Origin of the sequence: Streptomyces sp. 796.1 (assembly GCF_047525675.1) — a bacterium.
In the GTDB taxonomy this organism is placed as follows: domain Bacteria; phylum Actinomycetota; class Actinomycetes; order Streptomycetales; family Streptomycetaceae; genus Streptomyces.
Genome location: NZ_JBLIWA010000003.1, coordinates 351,802 through 362,887, shown reverse-complemented (window position 1 = coordinate 362,887; position 11,086 = coordinate 351,802). Strand labels below are relative to the sequence as shown.

Sequence of the window (11,086 nt, the reverse complement as noted above, 5' to 3'; positions counted from 1 at the left end):
CTCAGCCCTGCCAACCAGCGTGCTCGGCAAGCACGTTGTAGACCTCGGTGAGGTTGATCATCTTGGGGAGCTCCGACTGCGGGATCTCGACCTTGTACTTCTTCTCCAGGCGGGCGAGGATCTCGATCGCGCGCAGCGAGTCGGCCTCGTGCTCCTCGATGAAGTGGCTGGTCTCGGTGATCTCCTCGGGCTCAAGCTCCAGCACCTCCGCGACGATCTCGCGGATCTCGTCGAGCTGCTCCTGCTTGGTGGCAGTCGTCATTTACGGCAACCTTTCTAGGGGAATTCGGGACTGCGATCTCCCGCGTCCCAACAACTTCAATGCTAGGCAGTGGAGTCCTGTGACAGCGAACTTTGATGGGCGTTCACAGATAGCCGACGCCCGTCTCCACGCGACCTATGCACGGCTTTTCACGGACCGCTAGAGAGCGTGCGGAACCGTCTTTACCAGTATTCGGCAAAGGAAATTAATAACCCGTTACCCGCGAATGACAGACCCGCGATATCCGTTGCGAATCCATGACATTCGGGGGAGGGGGCGGCACCTGGCCGGTCGACCGGCGGACCGACGGACCGGCCGGCCGAAGCGGCCCGGCCCCCGCTCCGGTGTCCGCTCAGCGGGGCGCCTGGACCGCCGTCCGGGGCCGGGTGACGGCGATCAGCGAATCGATGACCGCCACGCAGCGGTCGGCGGCCCAGATCTCGCCCGACATGAAGGCGTTGCCCGAGACCAGTTGTTCCAGCCGCACCACGTGCCGCAGCACCTCGCCCGGCTGGACGCCGCCGGTGAAGCGGCAGCCGCGGATGGCGGCCAGCATCAGCACCCCGTCCGGGCCGCCGGCCTCCGCCGTGGCCAGCCACAGCAGCGCCGCGGTCTGGCCGAAGGATTCGAAGGCCAGCGAGCGCGGGAAGGTGTAGCGCCCGTCCGGCAGTCCGTCGGGCAGGCCCTGGTAGCAGACCTCGCCGCCGGTGACGGCCTTGACTCCGCTGATCGACTCGCCAGCGGCGACCGCGACCACGCCGTCCACCAGCAGCATCGGGTGGCGTACGGGAAGCAGTTCGCGGATGCGGGCATGGCCGATGACGGGCGGCCCGCTGACCGGAGCGGGCGCGACGAGCGGCCCGTTCGCGCTGGTCAGCGGCGCCTCCTCGGCGGGGACCCCGACCAGCAGCTTGAGCCGCGCCACCGGGGTGCCGTCCTGCCGGGTGCAGCGCGCGTCCAGGAACCAGCGCTGCTCGCCCTCGGCCCGTACCGCCGCGTCCACGGTGATCTCGTCGTCGCCCAGCATCGGTGCCTGGAGCCTGGCCGAGCGCACCTCAAGCAGTTCGGGCACCTCGCCGAGCGCGAACGCCTCGGCGACCGCCTGCCGCACGCCCTCCAGGAGGAAGACCGCGGGCAGCATGGTCAGGCCCGGGAAGTGGCCCGCCATGTACGGGTCGCTGGCGCGCACCACCTTGGTGGCGCGCAGCCGGGTGCCCTCGTCGCTCTCCACGAGCTCGACCCGGTCGACCGCGCGCAGCGGGGCGGCGAAGGAGAGCTTGTCGGCCACGGTCACCATCAGACCGCTGCCCCCTCGGCCGCGCCGGCGTCCGTCGTCTCGGCCGCCTCGGCCGTCTCGGCCGGCGGGGCCAGCACCGAACTCGGCCGCATCGCGGTCATCACCGAGTCGACCCGCAGCACCTCGCGGCCGTCGGCCGTGGTGGTGGCGCCGTCGAAGAACCAGGTGCCGGCGAACGCCCGGTTGATCCGCACCTCGTGCCGGAGCACGTCGCCGGGGAACGCCTGGCCGACCACCTCGATGCCGCTCATCCCGCCGAACAGCGCGACCTGGCCCTCGGCTTCGGCCGGGTCCTGGTCCCAGGCGGTGAGCAGCGCCGCGCTCTGGCACCAGGACTCGATGAGCAGCGGCACCGGGTACGCGTACCCGGCGTCCGCGGTGTCGTCCGGCAGCGCCTGGTACCAGGGCTCGTTCACCGAGACGGCCTTGTGGGTGACGATCCGCTCGCCCGGCTGCACCTCGGCGACCCGGTCCACCAGGAGGATCGGGAAGCGGTGCGGGATCAGGTCCTTGACCCGCTGCACCCCGGCGGCCTGCGGCTGCGCGCCGGTCACACGAACCACACCCCGTCGTACTCGTCCCAGCGGGCGGCCAACTCGTTGGTGTCCAGGCACTGCACGCCCGCGATCAGGTCATCGGCGGTGAAGCCGAGCGCCTTCAGGTCGGGCTCGTCCACCATGACCGGCACGCCCTCGGCGATGAGCTGCCGCACCGAGGAGCGGTAGTCGGGCAGCGTGTCGATGCGGACCGGGCCGAACTCGACGACCGGCTTGTAGTCCGCCTCGTCGATGGCGACGGTCACGGCGGCGCCGCGCAGCGCGAGCGCGACCCCGCCGAGCTGCTGGCGGAAGTCGAGGATGCCGTACAGCGCGTCGAAGAACTGCACCTCGACGGCGCCCCGGTAGCCCCGGTCGATGACGCCGAGCACACGGTAGTCAGACATCAGGCACCCCCGATGAACACGGTCTGGTCAGCGGCTTCGATGGTGGACACGAAGCGCATCGGGGACCGGAAGCGGACCTCGGCGATGTGGTCGGTCGCGCCGCGCTCGGCGCTGCACGCGGTGCAGGCGATCCAGGCGAACTTGCCCGGGTTGGCCGCCAGCATCTCCCGCACGATGTGCGCGCTGGAGGGGTAGTAGCCCTCGGGGTCGCGGGTGTTGATCAGCTTGGTGTCGCCGTGTGACTTCTGGGTCAGCATGTTGGCGTAGCCGCAGGCCCACATCCGTACCGTCTTGCCCTGGTCGAGCACGGACTGCGCGAGGCGCAGCGCGGAGGTGATCACGTCGTTGGAGTGCGGCGCCGCGGTGACCACGAGGAGCAGGCCCCAGCGGCGCTGCACGATCTTCGTCTTCTGCGGCGCGGCCTGTACGGCGGTGCCTTCGGCGCCCGTGGCGCCCGCGGTCTCGATGGTGGTGTTCGTCATCAGTGCCACACCGCCCGGCAGCCGTCGGACATCAGGAGTTCGGCCACCGTGTCCATGCCCACCAGGGCGACGTGCGGCGACAGGGAGCGCGCGGGCAGCGCGCGCTGGGCGGTGGAGAAGTCGTCGGCCCACACCGTGGCGCCGAGTTCGGCCAGTGCGGCGATCTCCGGCACGGAGTCGTTCACCGCGGCGAACACCCCATCCTGGACCAGGAACACCGACACCTCGTGGCCGGCCTTGGCGAGCGCGGACGCGTCCCCCAGGAAGCGGCCCGCGTTGGGCCCGGCCCAGTTGCCCTGGCTCTCTATCAGCAGGTAACGCGATGGTTTGTCGCCCACCGGCTATCCATCCCCCTCTTGCGTTCGGGCCCCCGCCGCATCACGCTCGGCCAGCGCCTTCAGTGTCTGTAGTTGCTTGCGCATCATGAGTCCGTCGCCGAAGGCGAGCGCCTCGCCCAGCGGCCGGCCCACGCCCTTGCGGGTGGCGGAGTTGAGCCGCACCAGGTAGCGGCTGGCGTGCTCGCCGCGCGGCACCACCCGGTACGTGATGGCGATCAGCCCGTACTTGCGGCGCGCGGCCGGGTAGGTCACGCCGGTCAGGTGGTCGTCCTCCGCGAACTCCACCAGGTCGAAGGCGAGGAAGCGCTGCCCGACGGCCAGCCGCTCCACGCCCGGCGTGAGCGTGCGCGGGCTGCGGCCCTGCCGTCCGTAGGTGTACGCGGAGACCTTGAGCTGGCACAGCCAGCGGAAGGCCAGCGGCACCGGCGCATCGACGTCGATCGCGCGGTGGTGGCTGTCGTACGGCTGTGGGATGTGCTGGTCACACGGGAAGTCGAGGTGGCACTCCGCCTCGGTCGCACCCCAGGTCGTGTGGCTGCCCATGACGTCTCCTCACCGGGAATCGCGGTACCGCAACCGCAGGGTCGCGGTCTTGTCCCGGTCAGTGTGGCAGCGCACTCTGACGTCCCTCTCACCTTCGTCCACGGTCTTGACCGTGCACTCGACGGTGAGCACGTCGCCGGGGAAGACCGGCGACGCGAAGCGTACGGAGCGCACCTCGGCCAGCTCCGTCGTGACGTTGCCGGTCCGCTCGGCGTGCAGCCGTACCGCGTGGTCCACGGCGTCCAGCGTGAAGACGCCGGGCAGCAGCGGGAAGTGCGGGTAGTGCCCGGCGAAGACGGGGGCGGCGGGGTCGATGGCGATCTTGACGTGGATGGCGCCCTCGTCGAGCGTCACCACCTCGGCACCCGGCAGCAGCGTGACCGCGCTCATTCAGCCGGCCAGCTTCCGCACCAGCAGGTCGTACACGTCGGGCAGCCGCTTGATCTCGGTGATCTCCTTCTCGTCGATCTTCACCTCGTAGCGGCGCTCCAAGATCACCGACATTTCGAGGGCGACGAGGGAATCGACCTCCAGGTCCTCGATGAAGCGGGCGTCGTCGGTCAGCGACTCGGGCTCGACGTCGAGCGCGTCGGCGACCAGCTCCCGCAGTTCATCTCGATTTACCTCAGCCTGCGTGGTCATGAATTCTTTCCTTTCTCCGGTGAACCACCGGAACTCTCGAACGGGACCCGCTCCGCGATTTCCGTCCGGCGCCCCGCGCGTCAAACGCTACGCGAGAAGAAGCCGGTGACCCCGTTATGCATGGGTGTTGGGAAAAGCAGAATTTCCGCGGACCGCGGTGAGATGTCCGTCGGCGGAAGCGGCGACCAGCAACCAGGGCCCCGGGGCCCGCAGGAGTTGCCCGATGCGCAGAATTCCGGAGACCGTTCCGTACCGGGCGTCGGCGCCGCGCGAGGCCGGCGCCTCGACCACCGGACGCCCGCTCTCCACCAGTGCCTTGCGCAGCGCCTCGTCCGCGGGGGCGGCTGCGGCCGGCCCGCAGAACGCGTAGCGCAGCGGCGGCACTTCGGCCGCGCCGGGGATGGTCGCTTCTGCGGCTTCGGCCGCCGCCGGATTCGCCGCCCCGGTCGCCGCGCCCACGACCGCATCCGAGGCCCCGCCCGCGCCCTCGCCCGTGGCCAGTGCCACCACCCGGCGCACCGCAGCGTCCAGTGCCCGCGGCTGCCACGTCCCGTCGGCCGCGACCGGCACGAACCGGGAGGCACCGCCGAGCACTTCACCGAGCGGCGCCCGCCCGTCGGGGCCGGCGGCCGGCGCGGCGTCGAGCGCCAGCACGGCCGCGCCGCCCAGCGTGCGCGCGCCGCCGTCGGCCGCCGCGCCCACCCCGTACGCCGCCGGGGCCTCCTCGGTCGCGGTCGCAAGGACCCGGTCGGCGCGCCCGGCCGCCAGCGCCGAGGCCGCGAACAGGACCGCTTCGAGCCCGGCCACCACCGGGTTGGTCAGCGTCACCGAGAAGGCGCGGCAGCGCAGCGAGATGGCGAGCTGGCTGGCCGGCATGTTGACCGAGAAGCCGGGGAGTTCGGCCGGGCTCATCCCGGCCGGGCCCTCCTCGCGGGCGATCTGGTCCAGGCGCTGGTGCATGGCGCTGATGCTGTGGTGGGTGCCGGTGGTGACGCCGACCCGCTCGGCCACCTGGCCCTCGGGGGGCGCGTCGCCGTGCCGGGTGCCCTGCGCCTCGTTGGCCGCGGCCAGCAGGTAGCGGGTGGCGGGCGTGAAGTACTTCCAGCCGCGCTTGCCGAGGAAGGGCACCGGGTCGAACCAGTCGGCCGGCACCGGCTCCGGCGCCTGCGGCCCGTCCAGGTCGTCCAGCGCGCGCACGCCGGGCGCGACCATGCCGATGCCGGAGATGTACGCGTTCACGAGGCGGCTCCCAGAACCAGTGCGGCGTTGTTCCCCCCGAAGCCGGTGGCGCTGACCAGCACCCGCGGCCTGACCAGCGGCACCGGGCCGGCCAGCGGCACGGTCAGCGGGCACTCGGGGTCGAGCGTGGCGACGTGCGCGTTGGGCGGCACGCTGCCGTGCCGCAGCATCAGCGAGGCGGCCACACAGCCGAACACCCCGGCCGCGCCCGCCGTGTGACCGATGACGGCCTTGATCCCGTACGCGGGCACCTCGGCCGCCGCCGCGCCCAGCGCGGTCGCGATGACCTGGCTCTCCACCACGTCGTTGACCGCGATGCCGGCCCGGTGCAGCACGGCGGCGCCCGGCGTGCCGGCCGCGCCGCCGAGCGCGTCGGTCACCGCGCGGCTGAGCTGCTCGCCGCCCGGCTCGGGGGCGGTCGGGTGGTGCCCGTCGCAGCTCCACCCCACGCTCTCCAGCGCGGCGTACGGCTGCGCGCCACGCGCCCTGGCGTGCGCCGCCGACTCCAGGACCACGGCCGCCGCGCCGTCGCCGGTGACCATGCCCTGCCGGTCGGCGTCGAAGGGCCGGCACAGCTCGGTGTCGAGCATCCCGAACCGTTCGAGCGAGGCCAGCGCGACGCGCGAGTAGCCGTCGGTGCCGCAGGCGATGACCACGTCCGCCTGCCCGCTGGTGATCAGCTCGGCGCCCCAGCTCACCGCGTACACGCCCGCGGAACAGGCGGTGCTCAGGCTCTGGTTCGGCCCGCCGAGTCCGTACGTGCCGGCGACCGCCGCCGAAACCCGGTACGTCTCGGCGCTGCGGTCGGCCTCCGCCGCCCGGCCCTCCTCGGCCAGGTCGATGTCGCCCAGCGTGGTGCCGACGGTCAGGCCGGCGTCGGCCAGCGCCGCCGCGTCGAGCCCGGCGTCGGCGACGGCCTGCCCGACCGCCGTGCACGCCATCCGGCTGGCCCGGCCGGGGAAGCGGCCGTCCGGGTCGGAGGGGAGCCGGTGCGCGTCCGGCACCTGGTAGACCGGCGGGTCGCTCGCGAGCCCGCAGTCCGCGGGCGCCGGCTTGGGCCGGTGCTCGGCCCGCAGCAGCCCCTCCCACAGCTCGTCCACCGTCCCGCCCAGGCAACTCACGGCGCCCAGACCGGTGATCACCACCTGGCTCATCCGTCCATCCCCCGTGGCTGTGTCACTGCGCTTCCTCTGCTTTCGGTGTTCCTGGCGTTTCCGGTGCTTCGGGTGCTTCGGGTGTTCGGTGTTTCTTGCGTTCCGGGTGTCTGGCGTTCCGGGTGCCTGGCTTCGGCGTGTCTGGCTTCAGCCTTTTCGCGGCCACTTCGCCGGTTGGCTGGGGGGCTCTTTCCACACCACTGGCGGCCAACTGTCCTGTTCAGCGCGCCAGTGCTACTGATCCGTACGTCAACTTCCTTCGGAGCGTCACGGTTTGGCTTGGAAGGGACGCGGCGGCATGGCTGTCTCCCGCGGCACGCCCGCCTCGGGGCACCGGAACCGGCCCGGGACGCGCCATGCACGTCGCGCCCCGGGCCAGCCACCCCGTACGACATGACGCGTACCGGTCCGCGGTTGTGACGAGCCGGTGCGACCGTTCCCCGAACGGGCGCCCGCGCCCCGGCCGCCCCCACGGGCCCCGCGCCCCGCAGCCGCCCCCGCGCGCCCGGCTCCCCCGCTCCCGGCCCGTACGGGGACGGGTCGGTGCGGGACGGGCCGGGTGTGCGGGACGGGCCGCGCGGCTGGACCAGTCGGGCCAACCAGGCCAGCCGGGCCAGCGGCTGGCGGCGCGTGGCGCGCCGGGGCAGGCGTCAGAGCGGCAGGGCGCCTCGCAGGACCGTGCCGTCGGGGCCGGCCGCCGCCTTGACCCGGAGCAGGCGTTCCGAGTCGTCGTAGACCATCCGCAGCTCCATCGCACGGAACGCGTCCAGCCGGGCCCGGCCCTCGGTGGTGCGCAGCGCCGGCACCCGCCAGTGCGGCGCGGCGGCCGAGCGCAGCCAGGAGGTCAGCGGGCCGAGCACGGTCTGTTCCCGCAGGTAGACGTTGCGCGGGTGCTCGATCTGGTTGGCCGTGGCGTACTCGGCCGGGAAGCGGCAGCGGTAGTAGGGCTCCGCGTTGTTCCAGGTGCCCTGCATCAGCCGGTTGCAGCGGGCGCAGCGCACCATGCCGCGCAGCGCGTACGCGCGGGCCGCGGCGCCGCCCGGGTCCGTCTCGGTCCTGGTGGTACGGCGGGCGTCGAAGCGGTCCCGTACCCGCTCGAAGACCTCGCTGGGCAGCACCGGCGTGCAGACCGCCGCGCCCTTGCCGCAGCCGCCGGCCGCCGCGTGCCCCGCGTAGCGCGGGTTGACCAGGATGGCGCGGACCGCGCTCTTGGACCAGGCGGCGACGCCGTCCCCGGTGCGCGGGCCGTGCGAGCCCGGGCTCGGCACCTCGTCCGCGGTCAGGCCCTCGGCGATGACCTGGAGGCCGCGGTCGGCCAGGTACTCGTCGAAGATGCGCCGGACGACCGGTGCGGTCCGCTCGTCCGGTACGAGGCGCAGCCCGGTCCCCTCCGGGCCCGCCACGGCACGGTAGCCATAGGGCGGACGGCCCCAGATGCGGGGCCGCGTGCCCCGCCCGGAGGCGCTGTCGGCGTGCTTCCCAGCGGTACCGACGGCGGCCCGCTGGGACGGTATTCGGTCCCGTACTGGCGACGACAGATGCATGAAACTCCCCCGTAATCATGTGCGTCGTGAGGTCGTGGACGGCAGCGCGAAGGACGCGCGCCGCTCCGACGGTGGCGTTCGGACGGTGACGGTGTGGACAGTGCGTGCGGCGCCCGCCGCCCCCTGCGGGCCGCATCGTTGCGGCGTGCTGCCGGGTGGTTGGCGGTGTGGGCTGGCTGGGCCTGACCAAGGCCCGCAGCGGGTGGGACCTGGCTTCCGGTTGAGCCAGGTCGACGTCTGTTCCCGCGGTGGCTTCACGCTAGGCGGGGCACCGCTCGTGACACAACGTGGAGTCCACAAGATGCCAGCGGCTAAACACGGTTTCGGTAGGCCGCGGATAAGTGGTGGCAAGTTGTTGTCTCGGCCCCGAACTGCGGTACAGGCCGCCCCACAAAGGTGGCGCACGGCGCCCCGCAAAACCGGAACAGGCTGCACCAAAAAAGCGGTACAGGTTGCACCACAGCAATGGAACAGAATGCCCCGGAGGGCCGCCACGCTGTGCGCGACGACCCTCCGGGGCAGGGGCTGTGACGGGCCTTACAGCAGTCCCATCTTCAACGTGTAGACACCGGCCTGAAATCGGGAGGTGGCCCCGAGTGCCCGCATGATTTCGGCGACCCGACGTCGGTAGGTGCGTACGGAAACCGACAATTCCCGGGCCGCCGCCTCGTCGGTATAACCCTCGTAGAGAAAACGCAGGATGCGCGTGCCGGAGCCGCCGCGCAGGTACTCGCTTATCCGCTCGTATTCGGCGAGCGGTATGGACCGTCGCCAGCTACTCATAAACATGTCGTGGAGTGCCCGCACCACGACCGGAGCCCGCACCAGCGATGCCTGCTTGTCGCCCGAATCGGGATCGGAGCGCACCAGCGCCACCCGGTTGTCGATAATGACGAGCCCGCGCTGCGACTCCCCCGCGAGGCGCACCTGTACGGACCCGCTCTCCTTGCCGACGCCCTCGAAGTCCGCGAGCCGGTGCGCCACGGCAACCTCGGGCGAACAGATGAGGCGCACCCGCACCGCGCTCCCGGTCCAGTCGCCGGCCAGCCCCTCCAGCGCGCCGGTCACCGCCTTGAGCCCGGTGGGCTGGGACGGCACGAGCACGCACACCGACTGCTGGGCGTGGGCGACCAGCCGGTCGAGCGCCTGCGCCGCGGTCTCCGCGTCCTCCGTCGTCACCAGCAGCGACTGGTCGAGCGTACGGACCTGGTGCCTGGTCACCACGGACTCGATCAGGGTCCGCACCTGGCGCAGCGCGTCGTCGACGTCGTCGACCACCTGGGACTGCGCGCGTGGGATATCTGGTAGCGGCGGCCGGCCCGGCGGGTCGGGAACCGCAGCAATCGTCCCAGAAGTCGACATTCTCACCCCGTTGAACAGCTAGGAATCCCTGCGAGTCGAGCAAGGACTCTCGACGTGGGGTAAACCCCGGGGTAAATTCGCCGTCAATACGCGACTTTCACGGCCGTCGATATTGGCGCACGCGGACCGCCGCACATCGACTGCGCGATATTAAATCGTGCGACTGCCCCCGTGGTAACCACACAATAGGTCACTAAACCTACACGGCCACAACTTGCGAAGTCAACAAAATACACAACCTTCGGGATTCAACAATAGTCGTCTAAAACTTCTATGGTCCGCGCCGCCGATCCGACCCGCGCCCCGCCCGAACCGCGACCGTCAGGTTCAGCACGGATGACTCCTGGTGACCATTCGGATACTCCGCTTCCACTCCCAGGGCCGGAAGTCACGCCCCGCTCCCGGGCCCGCGTAGCCCCCGCTCCCGGGCCCGGAAGCAGTTCCCCTTCCCGTCCGCTATCCGAACCACCCCCCGCCTCCCGACCCGACGCCCACCGAAGACCCGCCCCCACTCGGTCGGCCCGGTCCGCCCGATCGGCCGGAGGAAGAAAAGCGAAGCGGGAAGAGGCGCCGAAGGGGAGCGGAGAAGAGGGACACGGAGACGGCGAAGAAAGCGGAGATAGAGAGGGAACGGGTTCAAAGGACGAGGAGACGGTTTCGAAGGGTGGAGAGGCCGGGCCCGAGGAACGGGGGCGGGCCTGAGGAACGGGGGCAGGCCCGCGGTGCGGGGGGGGGCGGGTCTGAGGAACGAGGGAAGGGAATTGGGCGGAGTGCGGCTGCGGGGGGGCGCGCCCGCGCCACGGGGAACACGGCGGGCCGGATGCGGCACTCGCCCCCTCCACGCGCACGCCCCCGGGCGCGCGAGGGCGACCGCCCCGCCCCAGGTGTTTCGCCAACGCCCCGGCACTGCCACGATATGGCCCATCACACGGCGCATCCGCGACGCGCCCGGCACCGTCGGTCGCCCCGCCGAGCAGGCGGCGGCACCGGACGGACCGGCCCACGGGCCGACGACCCGGCCGGGCCGCCGGACGCGGCGGGGGACCACAGCCAGCACACGGGCGGTAGGGACGGGGAGGACTGCGTGGCCGAGGTGTTCCTACGACGGTTGACCAGATGGCAAGCCGAGCAGCAGCGGGAGGCGGTCGCCGACCTCTACGTCGCGACGTACCGCGAACTACCCGCCCCGGCCCCGGACGGCCCGCCGGCACCAGAACGACCAGATCGAACCCCGACCGACGGCAGCGCGGGCAGCGCGGGGCCGGCGGCCGGCGGGCTCA

The 11,086-nt window shown here is 72.0% G+C and carries 13 protein-coding genes; all 13 read right to left on the bottom strand.

The genetic code is table 11. The features are described from left to right. Position 1: 1 nt before the first annotated feature. The 13 genes from ACMA1D_RS04275 to ACMA1D_RS04215 all read right to left on the bottom strand — a co-directional run bounded on the left by ACMA1D_RS04275 (position 2) and on the right by ACMA1D_RS04215 (position 9,722). The gene (locus ACMA1D_RS04275) at positions 2-262 is read right to left on the bottom strand and encodes an acyl carrier protein (protein WP_349997746.1); all 261 of its coding nucleotides are present in this window, start codon (positions 260-262) and stop codon (positions 2-4) included. 352 nt (positions 263-614) lie between these two features. Further along, on the bottom strand, positions 615-1,559 hold the full coding sequence (locus ACMA1D_RS04270; protein WP_414722489.1) for a 3-hydroxyacyl-ACP dehydratase FabZ family protein: 945 nt from the start codon (positions 1,557-1,559) through the stop codon (positions 615-617). Beyond that, the gene (locus ACMA1D_RS04265; RefSeq protein ID WP_414722488.1) at positions 1,559-2,113 is read right to left on the bottom strand and encodes a 3-hydroxyacyl-ACP dehydratase FabZ family protein; all 555 of its coding nucleotides are present in this window, start codon (positions 2,111-2,113) and stop codon (positions 1,559-1,561) included. The genes ACMA1D_RS04270 and ACMA1D_RS04265 overlap by 1 nt, the downstream gene beginning before the upstream one ends. Then, a complete protein-coding gene (locus ACMA1D_RS04260; RefSeq protein WP_414722487.1) occupies positions 2,110-2,502 on the bottom strand; it encodes a hypothetical protein in 393 nt (130 codons plus the stop codon). Before ACMA1D_RS04260 ends, ACMA1D_RS04265 begins: the two co-directional genes overlap by 4 nt. Further along, positions 2,502-2,984: a hypothetical protein gene (locus tag ACMA1D_RS04255; protein ID WP_414722486.1), complete on the bottom strand. Its 483-nt coding sequence runs from the start codon at positions 2,982-2,984 to the stop codon at positions 2,502-2,504. Before ACMA1D_RS04255 ends, ACMA1D_RS04260 begins: the two co-directional genes overlap by 1 nt. Continuing rightward, complete coding sequence (locus ACMA1D_RS04250; protein WP_349997751.1) at positions 2,984-3,322, bottom strand: DsrE family protein; 339 nt, start codon at positions 3,320-3,322, stop codon at positions 2,984-2,986. The genes ACMA1D_RS04255 and ACMA1D_RS04250 overlap by 1 nt, the downstream gene beginning before the upstream one ends. A 3-nt stretch (positions 3,323-3,325) precedes the next feature. Then, positions 3,326-3,865 carry a hypothetical protein gene (locus ACMA1D_RS04245; RefSeq protein ID WP_414722485.1) on the bottom strand — a complete coding sequence of 180 codons (540 nt, stop codon included), beginning with the start codon at positions 3,863-3,865 and terminating at the stop codon, positions 3,326-3,328. Between the two features lie 9 nt (positions 3,866-3,874). After that, on the bottom strand, positions 3,875-4,255 hold the full coding sequence (locus ACMA1D_RS04240) for a hypothetical protein (protein WP_349997753.1): 381 nt from the start codon (positions 4,253-4,255) through the stop codon (positions 3,875-3,877). Next, entirely contained in the window at positions 4,256-4,507 is a 252-nt protein-coding gene (locus ACMA1D_RS04235; RefSeq protein WP_349997754.1) for an acyl carrier protein, read from the bottom strand. A gap of 114 nt (positions 4,508-4,621) precedes the next feature. Next, entirely contained in the window at positions 4,622-5,746 is a 1,125-nt protein-coding gene (locus tag ACMA1D_RS04230) for a beta-ketoacyl synthase N-terminal-like domain-containing protein (RefSeq protein WP_414722484.1), read from the bottom strand. After that, positions 5,743-6,900 (bottom strand): beta-ketoacyl-[acyl-carrier-protein] synthase family protein, encoded by a 1,158-nt coding sequence (locus ACMA1D_RS04225; protein ID WP_414722483.1) that lies wholly within the window; start codon positions 6,898-6,900, stop codon positions 5,743-5,745. The genes ACMA1D_RS04230 and ACMA1D_RS04225 overlap by 4 nt, the downstream gene beginning before the upstream one ends. Before the next feature lie 650 nt (positions 6,901-7,550). After that, positions 7,551-8,303 carry a recombinase family protein gene (locus ACMA1D_RS04220; RefSeq protein ID WP_414722482.1) on the bottom strand — a complete coding sequence of 251 codons (753 nt, stop codon included), beginning with the start codon at positions 8,301-8,303 and terminating at the stop codon, positions 7,551-7,553. Between the two features lie 678 nt (positions 8,304-8,981). Next, on the bottom strand, positions 8,982-9,722 hold the full coding sequence (locus ACMA1D_RS04215; protein WP_414722481.1) for a LuxR family transcriptional regulator: 741 nt from the start codon (positions 9,720-9,722) through the stop codon (positions 8,982-8,984). Positions 9,723-11,086: the final 1,364 nt, after the last annotated feature.

What these genes read in the sequence shown, in the direction of transcription:
- ACMA1D_RS04275 (WP_349997746.1), bottom strand. Translation starts at nt 262, where the DNA reads ATGACGACTGCCACCAAGCAGGAGCAGCTCGACGAGATCCGCGAGATC.
- ACMA1D_RS04270 (WP_414722489.1), bottom strand. Translation starts at nt 1,559, where the DNA reads ATGGTGACCGTGGCCGACAAGCTCTCCTTCGCCGCCCCGCTGCGCGCG.
- ACMA1D_RS04260 (WP_414722487.1), bottom strand. Translation starts at nt 2,502, where the DNA reads ATGTCTGACTACCGTGTGCTCGGCGTCATCGACCGGGGCTACCGGGGC.
- ACMA1D_RS04255 (WP_414722486.1), bottom strand. Translation starts at nt 2,984, where the DNA reads ATGACGAACACCACCATCGAGACCGCGGGCGCCACGGGCGCCGAAGGC.
- ACMA1D_RS04245 (WP_414722485.1), bottom strand. Translation starts at nt 3,865, where the DNA reads ATGGGCAGCCACACGACCTGGGGTGCGACCGAGGCGGAGTGCCACCTC.
- ACMA1D_RS04240 (WP_349997753.1), bottom strand. Translation starts at nt 4,255, where the DNA reads ATGAGCGCGGTCACGCTGCTGCCGGGTGCCGAGGTGGTGACGCTCGAC.
- ACMA1D_RS04235 (WP_349997754.1), bottom strand. Translation starts at nt 4,507, where the DNA reads ATGACCACGCAGGCTGAGGTAAATCGAGATGAACTGCGGGAGCTGGTC.
- ACMA1D_RS04225 (WP_414722483.1), bottom strand. Translation starts at nt 6,900, where the DNA reads ATGAGCCAGGTGGTGATCACCGGTCTGGGCGCCGTGAGTTGCCTGGGC.